General features: G+C 73.5%; 15 protein-coding genes and 1 tRNA gene. 4 read left to right on the forward strand and 12 right to left on the reverse strand.

Annotation, left to right across the window (positions count from 1 at the left end; all coding sequences use genetic code 11):
- Positions 1 to 98: 98 nt before the first annotated feature.
- On the forward strand, positions 99 to 1952 hold the full coding sequence (locus tag CRP52_RS12760) for a dolichyl-phosphate-mannose--protein mannosyltransferase (protein WP_097236512.1): 1854 nt from the start codon (positions 99 to 101) through the stop codon (positions 1950 to 1952).
- 217 nt (positions 1953 to 2169) lie between these two features.
- Positions 2170 to 3936 (forward strand): penicillin-binding transpeptidase domain-containing protein, encoded by a 1767-nt coding sequence (locus tag CRP52_RS12765; RefSeq protein WP_097236513.1) that lies wholly within the window; start codon positions 2170 to 2172, stop codon positions 3934 to 3936.
- A gap of 25 nt (positions 3937 to 3961) precedes the next feature.
- Here the strand turns inward: CRP52_RS12765 and CRP52_RS12770 are convergent, their stop codons facing one another.
- The 6 genes from CRP52_RS12770 to CRP52_RS12795 all read right to left on the reverse strand — a co-directional run bounded on the left by CRP52_RS12770 (position 3962) and on the right by CRP52_RS12795 (position 11999).
- Positions 3962 to 5164 (reverse strand): glycosyltransferase 87 family protein, encoded by a 1203-nt coding sequence (locus CRP52_RS12770; RefSeq protein ID WP_101948184.1) that lies wholly within the window; start codon positions 5162 to 5164, stop codon positions 3962 to 3964.
- A 338-nt stretch (positions 5165 to 5502) separates the two neighbouring features.
- Positions 5503 to 7038: an amino acid permease gene (locus CRP52_RS12775; protein WP_257032441.1), complete on the reverse strand. Its 1536-nt coding sequence runs from the start codon at positions 7036 to 7038 to the stop codon at positions 5503 to 5505.
- Between the two features lie 247 nt (positions 7039 to 7285).
- On the reverse strand, positions 7286 to 8794 hold the full coding sequence (locus tag CRP52_RS12780; protein WP_097236516.1) for a penicillin-binding transpeptidase domain-containing protein: 1509 nt from the start codon (positions 8792 to 8794) through the stop codon (positions 7286 to 7288).
- On the reverse strand, positions 8794 to 10125 hold the full coding sequence (locus tag CRP52_RS12785; RefSeq protein WP_097240042.1) for an FtsW/RodA/SpoVE family cell cycle protein: 1332 nt from the start codon (positions 10123 to 10125) through the stop codon (positions 8794 to 8796). Before CRP52_RS12785 ends, CRP52_RS12780 begins: the two co-directional genes overlap by 1 nt.
- Before the next feature lie 246 nt (positions 10126 to 10371).
- A complete protein-coding gene (locus CRP52_RS12790; RefSeq protein WP_097236517.1) occupies positions 10372 to 11055 on the reverse strand; it encodes an ABC transporter in 684 nt (227 codons plus the stop codon).
- Positions 11052 to 11999, reverse strand: a complete 948-nt coding sequence (locus CRP52_RS12795; RefSeq protein WP_097236518.1) for an ATP-binding cassette domain-containing protein — start codon at positions 11997 to 11999, stop codon at positions 11052 to 11054. The genes CRP52_RS12790 and CRP52_RS12795 overlap by 4 nt, the downstream gene beginning before the upstream one ends.
- 166 nt (positions 12000 to 12165) lie before the next feature.
- Here CRP52_RS12795 and CRP52_RS12800 point away from each other — a divergent pair, with 166 nt between their 5' ends.
- A complete protein-coding gene (locus CRP52_RS12800; protein WP_373560486.1) occupies positions 12166 to 13506 on the forward strand; it encodes a VWA domain-containing protein in 1341 nt (446 codons plus the stop codon).
- 2 nt (positions 13507 to 13508) lie between these two features.
- Positions 13509 to 14381, forward strand: coding sequence for a peptidase (locus CRP52_RS12805; protein ID WP_218893085.1), 873 nt, complete (start codon positions 13509 to 13511; stop codon positions 14379 to 14381).
- A gap of 72 nt (positions 14382 to 14453) precedes the next feature.
- On the opposite strand, the gene CRP52_RS12810 is transcribed toward CRP52_RS12805, so the two are convergent.
- The 6 genes from CRP52_RS12810 to CRP52_RS12835 all read right to left on the reverse strand — a co-directional run bounded on the left by CRP52_RS12810 (position 14454) and on the right by CRP52_RS12835 (position 20151).
- Positions 14454 to 16073: a DUF2079 domain-containing protein gene (locus tag CRP52_RS12810; protein WP_097236519.1), complete on the reverse strand. Its 1620-nt coding sequence runs from the start codon at positions 16071 to 16073 to the stop codon at positions 14454 to 14456.
- A gap of 79 nt (positions 16074 to 16152) precedes the next feature.
- Positions 16153 to 17463 carry a glycosyltransferase 87 family protein gene (locus CRP52_RS12815; protein ID WP_257032442.1) on the reverse strand — a complete coding sequence of 437 codons (1311 nt, stop codon included), beginning with the start codon at positions 17461 to 17463 and terminating at the stop codon, positions 16153 to 16155.
- A gap of 232 nt (positions 17464 to 17695) precedes the next feature.
- Positions 17696 to 17769: transfer RNA gene (locus CRP52_RS12820), tRNA-Ala, on the reverse strand.
- An 82-nt stretch (positions 17770 to 17851) separates the two neighbouring features.
- Complete coding sequence (gene sepX / locus CRP52_RS12825; RefSeq protein WP_097236520.1) at positions 17852 to 18859, reverse strand: divisome protein SepX/GlpR; 1008 nt, start codon at positions 18857 to 18859, stop codon at positions 17852 to 17854.
- A gap of 150 nt (positions 18860 to 19009) precedes the next feature.
- Positions 19010 to 19636: a GNAT family N-acetyltransferase gene (locus CRP52_RS12830; RefSeq protein WP_097236521.1), complete on the reverse strand. Its 627-nt coding sequence runs from the start codon at positions 19634 to 19636 to the stop codon at positions 19010 to 19012.
- The gene (locus tag CRP52_RS12835) at positions 19633 to 20151 is read right to left on the reverse strand and encodes a MogA/MoaB family molybdenum cofactor biosynthesis protein (protein ID WP_097236522.1); all 519 of its coding nucleotides are present in this window, start codon (positions 20149 to 20151) and stop codon (positions 19633 to 19635) included. The genes CRP52_RS12830 and CRP52_RS12835 overlap by 4 nt, the downstream gene beginning before the upstream one ends.
- Positions 20152 to 20192: the final 41 nt, after the last annotated feature.

The raw sequence follows: 20192 nt of genomic DNA on the forward strand, positions 1-20192 counted from the left end.
TCCTTCCAGCTACCGGCGGTGCGGGGCGTTTGGTGACGATTCGGTCAGCTTCCGAGGGAGCGGACACGTGTGCGAAGAGCGCCCCTACGATGTGGCGGATGAACGGCGACAAGGCGGCGCAGACGCCCACTGGTACGGACCACTCCGCGCGGGGCGGCGCCGGCCTGCCGTCTCCCCGCCCACCGGAGCCCGCCGTCGCCACCGTCCCCGCACCCCCGGCAGCCCCGCCGGCCCCGGCGGTTACCCCGGCCCCTCCGACCCCGCCGGCCGCCGGCTGGCGCGAGCGCCTGGCCCGCCACGGCTACCTCGCCCGCCCGACGGCGCCGCTGGCCGAGCGCCTGGTGCCGCCGATGCCGGACGGCCCGCGGGTGACGCCGCGCGACGTGCCGCAGTCCCCGCTGCTGCTGCGCGTGGGCATCTCGCTGCCGCAGGGCCTCTGGTACTTCCTGTGCCGCTGGTCCGGCTGGCTGGGCCCGATCGCGGTGGCGCTGTTCGCCGGGGCCCTGCGGTTCACCGACCTCGGTCAGCCGCACGCGATCATCTTCGACGAGACGTACTACGCCAAGGACGCCTACGCGCTCTGGCACGGCGGCTACGAGATCAGCTGGCCGGAGGACGCCAACACGACGATCATGACGCCGGGCGCGGCCGTCCCGTACCGGTCGACGCCCTCGTACGTGGTGCATCCACCGGTCGGCAAGTGGATCATCGGCGTGGGCGAGCAGCTGTTCGGGATGAACCCCTTCGGCTGGCGCTTCGCGGTGGCCCTGCTCGGCACCCTGTCGGTGCTGATGCTGGCCCGGATCGCCCGCCGGATGTTCCGCTCGACCCTGCTGGGCTGCGTGGCGGGCCTGCTGCTCTCGGTGGACGGCCTGCACCTGGTGCTGAGCCGGGCCGCCCTGCTGGACCTGGTGGTGATGTTCTGGATCATCGCCGCCTTCGGCTTCCTGCTGCTGGACCGCGACCGCACCCGAGCCCTGCTGGCCTCGCGGCTCGGCGGGGTGGAGAACGCGGAGCTCGCCCAGCGGCTGAACCTGGGCTGGCGCCCGTACCGGATCGCGGCCGGCGTCTGCGTCGGGCTGACCTGCGCCACCAAGTGGAGCGGCCTGTACGTGGCGGCCGCCTTCGGCGTGCTGACCGTGCTCTGGGACGTCGGCGCCCGCCGGCTGGCCGGGGCCCCGCGGCCGTACCTGGCGGTGCTCGCCCGGGACGTCGTGCCGGCCTTCGTCTCGGTCGTCGTGGTCTCGGTGGTCGTCTACGTCGCGTCCTGGTGGGGCTGGTTCGCCAGCAGCACCGCCCCCGGGAAGGGCGGCTGGGGCCGTGACTGGGCGGTCGGCCGCTCCACCGACTACCCGTGGATACCCGAGGGCCTGCGCGCCCTGTGGCACTACCACTCGACGGTCTACGAGTTCCACACCCACCTGAGCGACCCGCACACCTACCAGTCCAACCCGTGGTCCTGGCTGGTGCTGGGCCGGCCGGTCTCCTTCTACTACGAGTCCCCCAAGCTGGGCCAGGCCGGCTGCACCGCCGCCGACTGCGCCCGCGAGGTGCTGGGCATCGGCACCCCGCTGCTCTGGTGGACGGCCGTGGTGGCCCTGGTCTACTGCCTGTGGCGCTGGGCGTTCCGGCGGGACTGGCGGGCCGGCGCACTGCTGTGCGGCCTGGCCGCGGGCTACCTGCCCTGGTTCGCCTACCAGCAGCGGACGATCTTCCTGTTCTACGCGGTGGTCTTCGTCCCGTTCCTGGTGCTCGCGGTGACGATGCTGGTCGGCGCCCTGATCGGCCCGCCCGGCGCCTCCCGGGACCGCCGGATCATCGGCGCCACGGCGGCCGGCCTGCTGGTGCTGCTGATCGTCTGGAACTTCCTGTTCTTCTTCCCGCTGTTCACCGGGCAGACGATCCCGCTGGAGGACTGGCGCCGCCGGATGTGGTTCAACAGCTGGATCTGACGGCGGGAGCCGAGGCCGGCCCGGCGCTCGAAAGTGGTCCGGCCCACACCGCGTCCCCCCGATTCGTCCGTATGCGGTGCACGACACGTACCAGATCCGTCACAAGTGACGGGCGATTCGTCAGCGCACCGATCCGCGCTGCCTAGGGTGGGGTCGTACCGCGTTTCCGGCTCCGGCCGGTTGCGCCCGGCCGCGAGACCCCTGGGGGACCTGCACCATGCGCAGTGGCGCGAAGATCGGCATCATCACCGGCGTGTCCATCGTCGTCCTCGCGGGCGGCGGCTACGGCGCGTACAGCCTGATGGGCTCGGACGACTCAGGGTCCGGCGGCAAGAAGGCCCGTACGGTGGTCGCCGAGCCGCCCACCGCCGAGCAGGCGGCGGCCGGCGCCAAGGACTTCCTGGCGGCCTGGGCCTCCGGCGACATCGCCAAGGCGGCCTCGCTGACCGACGACCCGGCCGCGGCCACCACCGCGCTGACCGCCTTCCGGGACCAGGTGAAGCCGAGCGCGCTGACCCTCACCCCGACCGGTCCGACCACCCAGCAGGTCTTCTCCGCCGCCACCGGCACCCCGGCCCCCGCCAAGCCCGCCGCCGGTACCTCCGCGACGCCCCCGGCGGCCGGCACCCCGGGCGCCACCGACTCGCCGTCCGCGACCGCCACGCCCGGGCCCACCGGCACGCTGATGAGCTTCAAGGCCCGTGCCGAGTTCGAGGGCACCAACCGGGCCTGGGACTACCAGGGCTTCCTGGGCGTCGTGAAGATGAGCGACAACACCCCGGCCGTGCACTGGGCGCCCTCGGTGATCCACCCGCACCTGTCCGGCAACGAGACCATCGCCACCCAGCAGGTCTTCGCCCCGCCGTCCACCGTGGTGGACCGCAACGGCAAGGTGCTGCAGGGCGCCTCGCTCACTCCGGCGCTGATGGCCACCCTGCAGGACAACGCCCAGAAGCTGCTCCCGCCGGACCCGAACAAGGACGCGGACTCGGGCAAGGCCGTGGTGATCAGCGACCCGGCCGGCAAGGCCGCCGCCGACAAGTTGTTCACCATCGTCGAGCCGAAGCCCGGCAAGCCGTTCAAGGTGACGATCGACAACACCATCCAGGCCGCCGCCGAGAAGGCGATGACCGACCTGGGCGGCAAGTCCGGCTCCATCGTCGCGATCGAGCCGAGCACCGGCCAGGTGCTGGCCTTCGCCAACGCCCCCGCCAGCGGTCAGAACCGGGCCTTCACCGGGCTGCTCGCGCCGGGCTCGACGATGAAGATCGTCACCTCGACGGCCCTGCTGGAGGCCGGCCTCAACCCGGACAGCACGGTGGCCTGTCCGGAGAAGAGCAGCAACGCGGTCGCGATCCCGAACGACTTCCCCGGCGCCTTCCCGAACAACACGCTCCAGCAGGACTTCATGGTGTCCTGCAACACGGCCTTCATCAACCAGGGCCTGACCAGCCTCAAGCCCGAGACGCTCTCCGCCACGGCCAAGGACGTCTTCGGCATCGGCCTGGAGTGGAAGACCGGCCTGCCGAACGCCGACGGCAAGGTGCCGCCGACCCCGGGCAGCAAGGACGAGCAGGCCATGAACTACATCGGCCAGGGCAAGGTCCAGATGAACCCGCTGGCCATCGCCTCGATCACCGCGACCGTCCAGAGCGGCGCCTTCAAGCAGCCGATCCTGGTCGCCGGCCTGCCGCAGCAGACCGCGGCCCGCCAGATCTCGCCGGATGTCGCCGCCAAGCTGCGCGCGATGATGAACGCCACCGCCACCGGTGGCACCGCCCAGGCCGTGATGGCCGGGATCACCGACAACGCGGGCGCCAAGACCGGCTCCGCCGAGGTCCAGGGCGCGTCCACCACCAACAGCTGGTTCACCGCCTTCCGCGGCAACCTCGCGGTCGCCGCCGAGGTCCAGGGCGGCGGCCACGGCGTGGACGCGGCCGGCCCGGCGGTCGCCTCCCTCCTGAAGGCCGCCGCGGGCCGCTAGCGGCGCCGCCGTACGGAGCCCGCCCTCAGCCTCTCGGCAGGGCGGGCTCCGGCTCGTCCGGCACCCGCCCGAGCGGAGGCACCGGCAGGCGGCTGCTCCAGCGCCGGGCCGCCAGTCGGGGCCAGATCACCAGGACGGCCGGCAGCGCCAGGTACCCGAACCGCCCGGCCGGGGCGAGCATGAAGGCGATCGCCAGCCCCGCGGCCAGCAGGTCGGCGGCGGCGATCGCGGACACCGGCGGGCGGGCCAGCAGCCAGATCGCCACCCCGATCAGGGCCACGGTCATCAGCGCCATCGAGATGCTGTGCCCGGTCGGCCCGAAGCCGGCCAGCACCTTGCCGGGCAGCGGGCTGCCCGCCGGGGTGCGGATCGCGGTCATCCCGAGCGGGAAGCGCACCACCTGCTCGACCAGCGCGTCCGCCTGGGTCAGCACGGACGGCACGATCACCGCCGCACTCACCCCGACCCCGATCAGCGCGGTCCGGGCGGCGGGCCGGCGCCCGTACAGCCGCCACAGGAGCAGGACGGCCACCGGCAGGGCCGGCCAGGCGGTCCACTTGAGGCTGCAGGCGAGGGCGAGCACCAGCCCGGCGCCGACGGTGCGGTCGCGCTCGGCGAGCGCCATGGCCAGGCAGCAGACCCCGATCAGGGGCAGGTCGACCCCGCCGACCGCCAGGGCGAGCGCTATCAGCGGCGACGCGGTGAGGACGGCCAGCGGCAGCAGCGGTGCGCGGTCCCTGGACGGGCGCAGCAGCCGCCAGGCGGCCAGCAGGCAGGCGAAGAAGGTCAGGGCGAACCAGATCCGGGCGTCCCCGGCGACCCTGGCGAAGGCGGTGGAGTCCCCGAGCAGCTGGCGCGGCAGGCCGAACAGGGCCATCGCGGGCAGGTAGGGGTTGTAGTCGGTGACCACCGCCGGGTGCGGCAGGTAGGCGTCACCGGTGGTGAGCAGCAGGTGGGCCGAGCGTTCGACCACCATGACCTCGGACTGGTGGCGGCCGTGCAGGGCCAGCAGTCCGAGCGGGGCGAGGACGGCGCCGACGAGGGCGACGGCGGCTGCGGCGTGGGCCGCGAATCGGCGCGGCAGGGTCAGGCAGAGCAGTCCGGCGAGGAGGTAGGCGGGGGCGGCGATCAGGCCCCAGACCCGCTGGTTGTCCAGGTCGGAGACGAGCGGGAAGGCGCCGGCCCAGCCGGCCGCGATGAGGCAGCCGAACAGTTGGACGCTCCGCATCGAGGCGAGCTTGGCGGGATTCAGCCGATCGTGCGTGGGCGGGAAGGTGCTCTCGCCACGCTGACGGGGGAACGGGCGGACGGAGAAGCCTCTCGGCGGTCGTCCGGGTCTGGACGACGTCTCGGTCGCGATGGTCTGGGCCGGCGTTCTGCTGCGGCCGGTGAAGCGGCCGCGCGGGCGGGTCAAGCCGGGCGTGCGGGTGCTCACCATGGTGGAAGGTTAGGGGTGCGGGCCCGGCCCTGTCGCCATGGCGTGGGGCACTGGGCGGGGGATGGCACGAAAAGGGCCGCCGAATGGCGTTGCGGTCGGCGGCCCTTCACGTCTGGTTCGTCTTCCGGTCAGCCGGCGGTGCGGTCGGTGCGGTCGGCGTGCTCCGCCGACTCCGCCGACTCCGCCGAGTCCACCGGCTCTGCCGCCTGCGCGGCCCGCTCCAGCTTGGAGTGCTTGATGCTGTAGCCGAAGTAGACGACCACGGCGACGGCGAGGGCGATCGCCCCGGCCCGGAAGGTGTCGGCGTGCAGGCCGGTGATCAGGTAGATGCAGAAGGCGACGCTGACCAGCGGGACGACCGGGTAGCCGGGCACCTTGAAGCCGCGCGGCAGGTCGGGCTGGGTGCGGCGCAGGACGATCACGCCGAGCGAGACGACCGAGAAGGCGATGAGCGTGCCGAGGCTGGTGATGTCGGCCAGGACGTTCAGCGGGACGAAGGCGGCCAGCGCGCCCACGCCGAGGCCCACCACGATGGTGTTCCAGACCGGGGTGCCGGTGCGCGGGGAGAGCTCGGCGAAGCGCTTGGGCAGCATGCCGTCGCGGCCCATCGAGTACAGGATGCGGGTCTGGCCGTAGATCACCACGAGGGTGATGCTGAAGATCGAGAGGATCGCGCCGATCGCGAAGACCATCGCGGGCCAGCTCTGGCCGGTGATGTCCTGGAGGATCTGGGCGAGGCCGGCCTCCTGGCCGTCGAACTTGTCCCAGGGCTGGGCGCCGATGCCGGCCAGGGCGACCAGGATGTAGAGCAGGGTCACCACGACCAGCGAGATGATGATCGCCATCGGCAGGGTGCGGCGCGGGTTCTTGACCTCCTCACCGGCGGTGGACACGGCGTCCAGGCCGATGAAGGAGAAGAAGATGCTGGACGCGGCGACCTGCACGCCGCCGATGCCGAGCGGCATGAACGGGGTCAGGTTGCCGGAGTGGAAGCCGGTGAACGCAACGCCGATGAACAGCAGCAGGATGACGATCTTGATCGCGACCATCGCCGCGTTGACCTTCACCGACTCGCTGACGCCGCGGATCAGCAGGAAGCAGACCATCGCGACCAGCAGCAGCGCCGGCAGGTTGAACCAGTGGGTGCTGTCCGGCGCGCCGGACAGCTGCTCGGGGATCTTGAACCCGAAGGCCAGGTCGAGGAACTTGTTCAGGTACTCGGCCCAGCTGACGGCGATCGCGGAGGCGGAGACGCCGTACTCCATCAGCAGGCAGATGCCGACGCCGAAGGCCACGCCCTCGCCGAGGGTGGCGTAGGCGTAGGAGTACGAGGAGCCGGAGACCGGGATCGCGGAGGCCATCTCGGCGTAGCAGAGCGCGGTGAGTCCGGCGGTGACCGCGGCGATCACGAAGGACAGGATGACGGCCGGACCCGCGGAGGGCACCGCGGTGTTCAGCACGAAGAAGATCCCGGTGCCGATGGTGGCGCCGATGCCGATCGCGGACAGCTGCCAGAGCCCGATGGAGCGGCGCAGGTGGATGCCGGAGCGTCCGCCCTCCTCGGGCGCGCCGGCCGGGAGGGCGTCCTTGCCCTCGCTCTCCGCGATCAGTGACGAGACGGGCTTGCGTCGCAGCAGACGCGCACCAAGGGTGTTGCTGGCCAAAACTGCGGTCCTTCTAGGCGGGGGAGGGTGTCCTAGCGGCTGGCCGCCCGACACTCGGTGGGGTGTCATCAGGGACCAACCGAACAAACATGGGACAGTACCCGGCGAAAGCACCAGTGTCGCAAACGAACAGTCCGGATCGGCGCATTGTCCGAATTGGCACATATCGCTGTACAAACCGGACACTTCGCAAACGGCGCATCTGCCACCGAGCAGCTAAAGCAGCAGCTCAGCGCCCCTGCGACGGTCAGAGGCCGAGCACCGCCCGCATCACCGAGCGGGCGATCGGCGCGGCCAGGGCGCCACCCGTGACATCCGTGGCGTCACTGTCCGCGACCACCACGGCCACCGCGACCGGCGGCACCCCGGTCGAGCCGGCCGGCCTGGCCCAGGAGACGAACCAGGCGTACGGCGTCCCGCTGTTCTCCACCCCGTGCTGGGCCGTCCCGGTCTTGCCGCCGACCACGGCCCCGGCGATCCGGGCGTTGCCGCCGGTCCCGTTCTCCACCACGTCGGTCATCAGTTTCTGCAGCTGCGCGGCCACCGCCGGCGCCATCGCCTGCCGGTACGTCACCGGCGCCGTCTGCCGCACCACGGTCCCGTCGCTCCTGGTGAGCCTGTCCACAAGCTGTGGACGCATGACCGTCCCGTTGTCGGCGACCCCGGCCGCCACCATCGCCATCACCAGCGGGGTGGCCGCCGTGTCGAACTGCCCGATCGAGGAGAGCGCCAGCTGCGACTCGTCCATCCGGGTGTCGAAGGCCGAGCGGGCCGCGCGCACCGGGACGTCCAGCCTGGCGTCGTCGAAGCCGAAGTTCCCGGCCATCGCCGCCATCCGGTGCAGCCCGGTCCGCACCCCGAGCCAGCCGAGCACGCTGTTGCAACTGGCGGTCATCGCGGCGTCCAGCGACAGGCCGGGCCGGTCGCAGGCCGGGGTGTCGTTGACCAGCGGCGTGGTCGTCCCGGGCAGGACGTACGGGGAGGGCGCCCCGGTCGGCGCGTCGATGTCGGTGACCACCCCGTTCGCGAGCGCGGCCGCGGCGGTGACCACCTTGAAGGTCGAGCCCGGCGGGTAGGTCTGGCGCAGCGCCCGGTTGAGCATCGGCTGGTCGGGGTCGGCCTGCAGCCGGTTCCAGGCCTCCTGGTCGTCGGCGGCGTGGCCGGCGAAGCTGCCCGGGTCGTAGGAGGGCGTGCTGGCCAGCGCCAGGATCCGCCCGGTGGCCGGCTCGATCGCGGCGACCGCGCCCTTCTGCTCGCCGAGTCCGCGCATCGCGGCCTCCTGGGCGGCCCGGTTCAGCGTGGTGTGCACGTCCCCGCCGGGGTTCTGCCGACGGGCCACGGCGTCCCGGAGCGACCAGCCCGCCAGCCGGCCGTCGGTGCCGGTCAGCAGCTCGTCCTCGGTGCCCTCCAGCTGGGTGGTGCCGTACGCCTGCGAGGCGTAGCCGGTGACGGCCGCGTAGGTCGGGCCCTCGGGGTAGCTGCGCTTGTAGGCGTACCGGCCGCCGGTGGGTACCGAGCCGGTGACCGGCTCGGTACCCACCAGGATGTCGCCGCGCGGCCGGGCGTACCGCTCGATGGTGAGCCGCTGGTTGGCGCTGTTGCGGTCGAGCTCCCTGGCCTGGAACACCTGCACCCGGGTGGCCTGGACGCACAGCGCCACGACCAGCAGCAGGCAGAAGGTGCCCGCCCGGCGCCCGGTGACCGAGATGCCGGGCAGCCCCTGGGGGCCGTTGCCGCGCGGCCGCACCCGCGCCATCACTCCGCCTCCGGCGCCGGCTGCCGCGCGACGGAACTCATCCGTACCAGCAGCGCGACGATGATCCAGTTGGTGACCACCGAGGAGCCTCCCTGGGCGATGAACGGCATGGTCATCCCGGTCAGCGGGATCAGCGCGAGCACCCCGCCCGCCACCACGAACACCTGCAGGGCGACGATCGAGGCCAGCCCGATCGCCAGCAGCCGCCCGAACGGGTCGCGCAGCGCGAGGCCGGTCCGGAAGCCCCGGGAGACCAACGCCGCGTACAGCAGGAACACCGCGATCAGCCCGGTCAGGCCCAGCTCCTCCCCGATGGTGGCGAGGATGAAGTCCGACTTGGCAGCGAAGCCGATCAGCACCGAGTGCCCGCTGCCGAGCCCGGTGCCCAGCTCGCCGCCCCAGGCGAAGGCGAACAGCGACTGGGCGATCTGGTTGGCGCCCCGGCCCGCCGCGATCGAGCCCAGCGGGTCCAGCCAGTCCGCGACCCGGCTGTGCACGTGCGGTGAGAGCCAGCCCACCGTCACCGCCCCCACCGCGGCCAGGCCGAGCCCGATCGCGATCCACCCGGTGCGCGCGGTGGCCACGTAGAGCATCACCACGAACAGGCCGAAGAACAGCAGCGAGGTGCCGAGGTCGGTCTCCAGCACCAGCACGCCGACGAAGGCCGCCCAGATCAGCAGGACCGGACCGAGCACCCGCCCGCGCGGCAGCTGCCGGCGCCAGACCCGCCGGCCGGTGAGCGCCAGCGCGTCCCGGTGCACGGCCAGGTAGGCGGCGAAGAAGACGGCCAGCAGGACCTTGGCGAACTCGCCGGGCTGGAAGGAGAGCGGCCCGATCACGATCCAGATCCGCGAGCCGTACACCGGCGGGAAGAAGATCGGCAGCACCAGCAGGACCAGCGCCGCGAGCGCCCCGAGGTAGGCGTAGCGCTGCAGCCGCCGGTGGTCGCGCACCAGCAGCACCACCGCGATGAACAGCGCCACCCCGAGCGCCGACCAGAGCAGCTGCGTGGAGGCGGCGCCGCGGCCCGGGGTGGCCCGGTCGAGCCGGTAGATCACCACCAGGCCGATCCCGTTGAGCAGCACCGCGATCGGCAGCAGCAGCGGGTCCGCGCACCGGGCCCGCCACCGCACCACGGCGTGCGCCGCCAGGGCGAGCACCCCGAGCGCGCCGCCGTACTCGGCGGCGTCGGCCGGGACCTCGCCGTCCAGGTTGACGCCGACCTCGACGTAACCGAACACGGCGGTCAGGACGGCAGCGAGCAGCAGGACGAGCTCGGTGGTGCGTCCGGTCGCCACCGGCCGGCTCGGCCCGGCGGCGGATCGCGTCACGGCGGAGGGTGTCGCCACGGACCGTCCTGGAAATCGCGGGGAGCCCGATGCCGCCGTCCGGGCGATGCCGATCAGGGGATACCGCTCGGGGCGGACCGGCAGCGGCGCCCGATGCCCTGGTTCCGCACCCTAACGAGTGCTATCCGCCAGGATTCGCTCTTCGTCGTGGTGTGTCGTCCATTGCCCTGATTGCCCCGGTGCTCGCCCGCACCAGCCTCCGGCGCCCACCCGGACCGACCCGGCTGCTCACTCGGGCCGGCGCCCGGCCAGCGCCGCCGCACCCGCGCAGCCCGCGGCCAGCAGCACGACGGCGAGCAGCAGCTCCAGCCACGGCAGGGCGACCCGGCCGGTCCGCCCGGCGCTCACCAGGGCGCGCAGGGCCGCGTTGGCCGGCGAGACCGGCACCACCAGCAGCAGCGTGGCCAGCGCCAACGCCGCCGGGATGCCGTACGGCCCGCGGGCCGCCAGCGGACGGTTGGTCAGCGCCCCGGCCAGCACCCCGAGCAGCGCGCAAACCACCGAGGTCAGCAGCCCGGCCAGCAGCGCCGTCCCCACCCCGGGCGTCGCCCCCGCTCCCGGGTCGGCCACCGCACCACCGGCCCACCACAGCGCCGCCACCTGACCCGCCGCCAGCAGCAGCGAGACCGTCAGCGCCGCCAGCAGCGCACCCAGGTGCACCCGGGCCGGTCCGGCCACCGCGACCAGGCAGGCCCGCGAGGCCGGCGGCTCCGCGGCCAGCACGCTGCGCACGTACCAGGCGCTCACCGGCAGCAGCACCCCGGCGCCGAAGCCGAGGGCGCCCAGCAGCGGGTCGCCCGCCGTCACCCCGATCACCAGCAGCAGCACGTACGCCAGGAACGGCGGCAGCCAGGCGTGCGAGCGCACCAGCAGCTCCAGGTGGTACCGCGTCAGCGAGCCGAGCTGCCTCACCGCTCCCCCTCCGCTTCCCCCGGCCCGGGTCGTCCCACCGAGGCCTCCCCCGCCGAGGACTTCCCCTCCAAGGACTTCCCGGACGACGGCTCCCCCGCCACGGCCTCCCCGCGCGCCCGCACCGCCAGCACCCGCACGGCCGGGCGCCCCAGCAGCAGCCGACGCAGCAGCGCGTCCGAGTGCGCGGCCGGCACGGCCAGCCGCACCGCCGTCCCGGCCAGCGAGGTGCGCTCCGGCGCGCCGGGCAGCCGCTCCGGCAGCGGCGCGCCGTCCGGTACGTCCACCTCCACCTCCATCACCGGGCCGCGCTCCTCCGACGCCGCAGCCACGTCCTCGACGGGCCGCAGGCCGCCGTCCGCCCCCACCCGGTACGCGGCGCTGGTCAGCCCGGCCAGCCGGGCCGGGTCGTGGTCGACGAACAGCACCGTGCCGCCCGCCGCCGCCCGCTCGGCGGCGGCCTCGTCCAGCACCGCCCGGGCCTCCGGGTCCAGCCCGGTCCACGCCTCGTCCAGCAGCAGCACCCGCGCCTCGGCGAGCAGCGCCTGGGCGACCGCGACTTTCTGGCAGGTGCCCTTCGACAGCCGGCTCAGCGGGGTGCCCGCCCGGTCCGCGATGCCGAACCGGTCCAGCCACTCCCCCGCCCGCCGCTGCGCCGTCCGCGCCGACAGCCCGTGCACCCGGCCCACCCGCAGCAGGTACGAGGCCGCGTCGAACGGCAGCGCCGGCGGGAAGCGTTCGGGCACGTACGCCGTCGCACCGGGCCGCGCCACCCGACCCGTACTCGGCCGTTCGATCCCGGCGGCCAGCCGCAGCAGCGTCGACTTGCCGCTCCCGTTCGCCCCGGCGATCCGCACCAACTCCCCCGGCCCGACGGCCAGGTCGACCCCGCGCAGCACCCACCTCCCGCCCCGCCCGTACCGCTTGCCGACCGCCGCCAGCTCCATCGCGCCCCCGTCTCCGCCCACCGGATACGAAGGCTATCCAGCCCGCGTAAGGCCGCCGTGAGTCCCGGATTCCGGTCCCGCGCGCCGGAGTTCACGCCGGGGCTGGCCGGTGCACGATCCGGACTCGTTTCGCCACGACGAACTGATGATCCCTAGGATCGGCCGGGTGACTACCGGACGACGACCACAGACCAGGCTCGGCAGCCTGCTGGCCGCCCTGGCGATAACGGGCGCCTCGCTGCTCCTCGGCCTGCCCGCCCACGCCGACGAACCATCAGCCGGTGCCGCCCCCGGGCCCAAGGAGGCCCCCCGGGTCGACCTGGTCCTGGACGTCAGCGGCTCCATGACCGCCACCGACATCCAGGGCAAGAGCCGCATCTCGGTGGCCCAGCAGTCGCTGAACGAGGTGATCGACGCCCTGCCCGCGGAGACCGAGTTCGGCATCCGCACCCTGGGCGCGAACTACCCCGGCAACGACAAGAACCAGGGCTGCCAGGACACCAAGCAGCTGTTCCCGGTCGGAAAGACCAACAAGGTCGAGGCCAAGACCGCCGTCGCCACCCTGCGCCCGACCGGCTGGACCCCGATCGGCCTGGCCCTGCGCGGCGCCGCGCAGGACCTCGGCAAGGGCGAGACCACCCGCCGCGTGGTGCTGATCACCGACGGCGAGGACACCTGCACCCCGCCCGACCCGTGCGACGTCGCCCGCGAGCTCGCCTCCCAGGGCATCCACCTGGTGGTCGACACCCTGGGCCTGGCCCACGACGACAAGACCCGCCAGCAGCTGCTCTGCATCGCCAACGCGACCGGCGGCACCTACACCGACGTCCGCACCCAGGAGCAGCTCACCGACAAGGTGAAGCAGCTGGTCGACCGCTCCAACGACACCTACACGGTGACCCCGGTCAAGACCGCCGGCACCGACAAGTGCGAGAGCGCCCCGGTCCTCGCCCCGGGCGTCTACACCGACCGCGAGAAGTTCTCCGAGCACCGCGTCTACAAGGTCCCGGTCAAGGCCGGCCAGGAGCTGCGCGCCTCGGTCAGCGTCGGCCTCGACCGCCCGGTGGCCCGGGACTACGGCGTCCTGCTGCAGGCCACCAGCGCGACCGGCCAGGAACTGGTCCGCGGCACCGACGCCGGCAGCAGCCGCACCGACCTGGTCTCCACCGGCCTGCGCTGGTCCACCGCCGACTCCACGGGCTACGTCACCGCGAGCCCGACCGCCTCCTCGGGCTCCGCGAAGGACTCGAAGGACAAGCCGGAGACGACCGTCTGCCTGGTCGTCAGCAACTCGCTGGCCCCGCAGGCCGGCGTCCAGGCCGACCCCGGCCTGCCGCTGGAGCTGACCGTGGACCTGGCCTCCTCCTCGCCCGCCCCCGAGGGCGCCGCGATGGGCCTCGGCCGCGGCTGGATCCTGCTGCTCACCCTCACCCTGGCCGGCCTGGTCTTCGGCCTGCTGTTCGGCTGGATCGCACGTTGGCGGATCGCCGTCTGGCGGGAGAACTGACCATGCGTACGACGATTCGCGGCGCCCTCGCCGCCCTCGCCCTGCTGCCCGCCCTCGCCGTGGGGGCGCTCGGTGCCCCGGCCGCCTCGGCCGCGCCCTCGCCCTCGCCCAGCGCGAGCGGCACCCCGGCCCCGGCCACCAAGGCCGGCACCTCCTTCCTGACCGCGGTCAACCTCTCCCCCGGCCAGGACGCCAAGGTCTCCGTCTCCACCGGCGACTACCTGTACTGGGCCTTCGGCGCCTCCGAGGGCCAGACCCCGACGGTCGGCCTGACCGTCGACCTGGCCCCGGCGACCGACCGGCACGGCCCGCAGACCTGGTCCGTCGAGGTCTTCGACGGGCTGCGCCGCCGCCAGTCCTGCACGGCCGGCACCCAGAACGCCACCGGTGACCAGAACACCACCGCCCTGACGCTCGACTGCACCCTGCGCGAGGTCCGCACCTGGGCCGAGCCGTGGTCCGGCGACCCGCTGCCCGGCACCTACTACGTCCGGCTGTCGGTCACCGACGTCCCGCAGCCGGACCTCGGCCTGGCCTCCGCCGTCCGGCTGCACGTCGCCGCCAAGGGCAACGCCGACAACGCCCAGCCGGAGGGCGGGGAGCTGAAGGCCCCGCTGGTCCCGCCGGTCGGCGGCGGTGCGAGCACGGCCAAGGCGGCCGCCCCGGTGGCGGAGGAGGAGCACTGGTACACCGGCTGGTTCTCCGGCTGGAACAGCCGCTGGTACTGGACGATCGGCGGCGGCTTCCTGGCCGCGCTGGCGGGCGTCCTCGGCTACAACCTGACCCGGCACCCGCACGGCCGGCGCCCCGGCCACCACGGCTCCGTGCCGCCGCAGGGCAGCCACCACAGCGGCTCCTACGCCGACCGTCCCTGACCGTCGGCACGACCCGAGGGCCGGCCGGAGCAGCGTCTCCGGTCGGCCCTCGGCCGTCCCGGGCCGTGCGGCTCAGCCGCGGAAGAGGTCGTGCCCCACGTCGGACGGGACCTTGTCCTGGACGGGCTTGCTGCCCGGCCCCGGCACCTGTTCGCCGGGGACGGGCTCGCTGCTCTCCCGGTGCAGCAGCACCACGCCGTCCTCGGCCCACAGCTGCCGGTACCCGTGCGCCAGCAGCAGTCGGATCCGCGCGGCCTGCTCGGTGTCCGCGGCGAACGGGAAGGACCGCTTGTCCGCCCGGGTGAGCACGTACGCGCGCCCGCGCGGCGTGCCGTCCACCAGCACCACGTCCGTCCGGGCGGTCAGCCGCGGCGCGATCTGGTTGTCCGCCTCCACCGAGGCGCCGTCCGGGATGAGCGCGGCCGCCCGCACCAGCGCGGCCTCGCTCGGCTTGGCCTCCCACGAGGAGGGCATGGCCAGGTGCAGCAGCCCGATCGGTACGGCGGCCACCAGCGCGATCCCGGCCGTGCCGAGGCCCAGCAGGCGGGCCCGCCGGACGGTCCGCGCGGGCCGTTCGGCGCTGCTCAGCCGGCCCAGCACCTCGACGGCGGCGGTGAGCAGGATCGGCCAGAGCATCGAGTCGTAGTGCCGGGCGATCGACCAGTGGTTGGGGTTGCTGGAGAGGATCCGCTCGGCCAGCAGCGGCACCGCGCACAGCACGGTGGCCGAGCGCAGCGGCAGCAGGAGCGTGGTGCCGAACAGCCAGAGCAGCAGCAGCGGCTTGAGCGGCTGGTCGAAGGCGGCCTGCACCAGCAGGAACGGGTTGTGCAGCAGGTTGCTCAGCGCGTCCCCGCCGTCCGTGCCGAGGGAGCCGTAGTTCCAGTAGTAGCCCGGTTCCCCGCCCATCGCCGGGATCAGCCACGTGATCGCCACCGCCGAGGCGATCGGCCCGCCCAGCAGCAGGCCGAGGCCGGTGTACCGGCCCGCCCGGTCCCGGGTGCGGCGGGTGCGCAGTAGCAGCACCAGCCCGTACGCCCCGACCATCAGGCCGAGGTCCTCCTTGGTGCAGCACAGCAGCACGGCGGCGAGCACCACCGTGCCGTACCGGCGGACCAGTCCGCGCTCCAGCATCAGCAGGGTCAGCGGTACGGCGAAGGCGACCTCGTGGAACCCGACCCGGGCAGCGACCAGCAGCGGCCAGCCGAGCGCGTAGACCAGGCCGGCCAGGTCGGCGGCCCGCCGGGCGGTGCGCGGCTGGGCCCCGGCGAAGCTGTGCACGGCGATCCGCCGGATCAGCGGCACCCCGGCCGCGAAGAGCAGCGACTGGCCGACGATCAGCGAGCGCGGGTCGTCCCAGATCCAGTACAGCGGCGCCAGCAGCGCCAGGACGGGCGAGAAGTGGTCGCCCAGCAGGGAGAAGCCGGGCGGGAACTCGTGGTGGAAGCTCTTCAGGGTGGAGACGGGCAGCCCGAAGTGGGCGTAGCCGCGCACGCCCTGGTCGAAGATGCCGAGGTCGAAACCGCCGAGCGACACGGACGTCCAACCCTGCAGGCCGATGGCACAGGTCACCGCGAAGCAGAGCGCGGTGAGCAGCACGGTGCGCCGGGCCGGGCCGATCAGCAGGGCCGCGGCCGACGTCCGGGCGGCGGGCCCGGCAGCGGGAGGCGACGGGGGTGCGGTCTGGGTGGTCACGTGAGCTCTGGTCCGTCCGGTCGGGGTCGGTCGGGTCCGGTCCGGGGCCGTCGGGTCCTGGGCCGTCGGGTCCGTTCCGTCAGGTGCGGTTGGTCAGTGCGGGATCGCGGTCGAGCTTGGCGGCGAGGAGCGCCCAGGCTCCGCCACCGCTGTCGTCCACGGCCTGCCGCCGGGCGCGGTACAGCCGCACTCCCAGGACGACCAGGACGGCAATGCCCAGCGGTGCGTAGAGCGCGCCGGGCAGCTGCCAGTACCAGGCGACCCCGCGTCCCCACCGGTGCGGCACGGTCCACATGACGTGGGAGAAGAACACCACCACGGTCACGCCGAGCAGCACCCGGCGCGCCCTGGTCCTGGCCTCCACCACCAGCAGGGCGATCAGCGGGATGCACCAGACCCAGTGGTGGGTCCAGCTGATCGGCGAGACCAGCAGCGCGGTGAACGCGGTGCAGACCCCGCCCCAGGCGTCGGCCCGGCGCAGCACCCGCGCGGAGCGCCCGGCCAGCACGGCCACCCCGAGCCCGAAGGCGCCGACCAGCGCGGAGGCGATCAGCCCGACCAGCCCCGGGTCGTTGACGTCGAGCAGCCGGCAGACGGCGCCGCGCAGCGACTGGTTGTCCACCAGGACGGTCACCCCGACCCGGCTCGGGTCCCAGAGGTACTTGGTCCAGAACCCGTACGAGGCGTCCGGAAGCGCGGCCCAGCCGATCAGGCCCGCCGCCAGGAACGTGCCGCCCGAGACCAGCGCGGCCCGGATCCTTCCGGTCAGCAGCAGGTAGACGGCGAACAGCCCTGGGGTGATCTTGATGGCGATGGCCAGGCCGATCCCCACGCCCTTGAACCGGTTGCGGTCCGAGCGGGTCAGGTCCCACAGGACCAGGCAGAGGATGCCGAGGTTGACCTGGCCGTACTGGAAGGTGGTGAAGACCGGCTCCAGCCAGATCCCCAGGCCGGCCGCCAGGATCACGACGGCCGTGCGGTGCTGCTTGCCCCACCCGGCCAGCTTGAGCGACAGGTGGACGGCCAGGGCGAGCAGCGCGTAGTTGAGGAGCATCACCAGGACGCGCAGGGTGCTCACGTCGAACCAGGTGCTCGGCACGAAGAGCATCGCCGCGAACGGCGGGTAGGTGGCCGGCAGGTCCCAGCCGGGCAGCCGCATCGCGTACAGGTCCTCGCCCCGGACGACGGCCTGGCCCTCGGCCCGGTAGACCAGCATGTCGACCATGGTGGCCGCGTGGCCGTGCCGGAAGACGGTGAACACCGCCAGCGAGACCGCCGCCGCACAGGTCGCCGCGATGGTCCAGGAGTTCGATCTACCGGGTGCCGGGCCGTCGCCGGATCCCTCCGGGCCGGACTGCCGCGCCCACCGTGTCAGACCGAACTCGCGCACCTCGATGGCACCCCGTTGAGATAGACCAGATCGTTCCGTCGTCAGCGTCTGGGCCCACCCACCATAACCGACCCCCCTGAGGCTCAAACCGCGTCAGAAACCGCCCCCGGAAGGGGTTGTGATCCCAGCCACAGTGCGCCCCGGAGCGGGCCCGGTGCCACAAAACGCGAAATCCCGCCGGGAGTTGCCTCCCGGCGGGATTCGGTGAACCGGCCGGAGCCGGTCCGTTGGGTGGAGCTGAGGGGATTCGAACCCCTGACCCCCTCGATGCGAACGAGGTGCGCTACCGGACTGCGCCACAGCCCCAACGAGAAGAAACTCTAGCACCTTTCGGAGGGGGTCCGTGACCACCCCCCGGGATGCGGTGCTGGTCGGGGGGCGGCCCGGGTCATTCGTTGGCCGCGCGCGGGCGGGTCTCGGGGCCCTGCGGTTCGGCGTACTGGTCGAAGAGCGGGGTCGTGCGGGGCTCGGCGGGGCGGCCCGCGGTCCAGGTGCCGGGGGCCGACAGGTCGAGCCCGCGGGAGACCCGGGGGGCGACCGGCGCGGTCACGTAGGTCGGCAGCGGGACGGGCACCGGCTCCCACGAGTCCGGGCCGGCCGCACCGCGCTCGCGCATGCCGTCGACCCACTCCTCGTGCTCGGTCGCCTCGGCCACCGCGGAGGCGGAGGGCACCGAGACGGTCGCCTCCTCGGGATCCGCGGCCAGCCGCAGGTGCGGGCGGCGTCCGGTCCACTCCTCGGCGGGCGCGGCCGGGGCCGGCTGCGCGGCCGCGGCGGTCTCGGCCGGGCCGCCGTCGGCCGGGGCCTGGGCGCGCTGCTGCTCGCGCTTGCGCAGCCGCTCGGCCGCCTGGGCGGCCCGGACGCGGTCGAGCTTCACCTCGTACCGCTGGCGCTCCAGCTTGCGCAGGTGCCCGATGTACAAGGTGAGGAGGGTCGCCGGGACGGCCGGGACCCAGAGGAAGGCCAGTCCGGCGACCGCCGCGACGACCGCGCCGAGCGCGAAGGCGAGGAAGAGGGCGGTGACCATCCGGCGCCGGCGGGCCAGCAGCCGCGCCCGGCGCTCGCCCCCGGCTCCCGGCGCGGACACCGGCACCGGCCGCTCGGCCGGGCGTTCCACCGGGGGTTCGGGCTCCCGCGCGACGGGGTCGCCGGAGGCGGCCTCGTCCCGTCCGGGAGGGCCGTCGTTGCTGTGCTCGTCGTCACGCGGTTCGTCGCCCAGGGCCCGGGCTGCCCGTCGCTCCAGCGCCGAACGTCCCGCCAGCAGGCGGATGGCGGTGCTGAAGCGTTCCGTCGGGCGCGCCTCGTTGAGTTCGTCCTGCCTGCGGAGCCACATCGGCACCAGATAGGCGGCCCAGGCCCCTACGATGACGGCGTAGATAAGGCCGCTACTGCTCACGATTCACACCGTACGGGCGCCGGGGAAGGCCTGGCAGCAATTTGGCGCGGCGTGTCGTGTGATCAAGCTGATTCTCCGACTATTTTGCCGGCATTTGTGACGGTCCGCCATCGCGTCGATGCCATATCGATATTTCTTTCGAACATATATTCAATTTCTCGGCTCGCGGCCCGAGCTGAGTGCCCGCCAGCGCTCCAGCATCCCCTCCGGCACCTCCTCGTCGGTCAGCGCGTACACCAGGTGGTCGCGCCAGTCGCCGTCGATGTGGAGATAGCGCGGGCGGATTCCCTCCGAGCGGAAGCCGAGCTTTTCCACCACCCGTCGGCTCGGGAGGTTCTCCGGGCGGATGCAGACCTCGATCCGGTGCAGTCCGAGCGTGCGGAAGCAGTAGTTCACCGAAAGCGCCACGGCGGTCGGGATGATGCCCCGGCCGGCCACCGCCTCGTCCACCCAGTACCCGACGTTCGCCGAGCACATCGAGCCCCAGGTGATCCCGCCGACGGTCAACTGGCCGACCAGCTGGCCCTTGTGGAGCACCACGAAGGGCAGCATCCGGCCGGCCGCGGCCTCGCCTCGCAGGAAGCGGACCATCTGCCGGTACGTCGGGCGGGGACCGGCGACCTGACCGGCCGGGCCGGGCGGCACGGTGGCCTCCCAGCGCCGCAGCCAGTCGCGGTTGCGCCGGCTCACCTCCTGCCACTCGCGCTGGTCACGGGCCCGGATCGGGCGCAGCGTGACCTCCCCCTCGTGGAGTTCTACCGGCCAGCCGGCGTTCAGTGCCCTCTCCCGGATGCTGGAGCCCCGGAGGCCGGGGCGTCGGGCCGGGGGTGGTCCCCACCGCCGAGCTGGTCGACGGCGTGGGCGAGCAGCGGTTCCAGCACGGCCAGGCCGTCCTTGACGCCGCCGGTCGAGCCCGGCAGGTTGACGATCAGGGTACGTCCGGCGAGCCCGGCGAGCCCGCGGGAGAGCGCCGAGGTGGGCACCTTCTCCCGGCCGTACGCGCGGATGGCCTCGGCGATGCCGGGGACCGGCCGGTCGATCACCCGGGCGGTCATCTCGGGGGTGAGGTCCATCGGCGAGATGCCGGTGCCGCCGGTGGTCAGCACCACGTCGTAACCGGCCGCCACGGCCTCGCGCAGCACTGCCTCCACCGGCTCCCCGTCCGGGACGACCCGGGGGCCGTCGGCCGTGAAGCCCATCGCGGTCAGGCCGGCCACCAGCAGCGGGCCGCCCTTGTCCGCGTAGACCCCGGCCGAGGCGCGGTTGGAGACCGTCACTGCGAGCGCCCTCATGCGCCCGCCTCGCTTCGCTCGGCAGGCGCTTCGCGCAACCC

It is taken from the genome of Streptomyces sp. 1331.2, from assembly GCF_900199205.1.
Taxonomy (GTDB): Bacteria; Actinomycetota; Actinomycetes; order Streptomycetales; family Streptomycetaceae; genus Kitasatospora.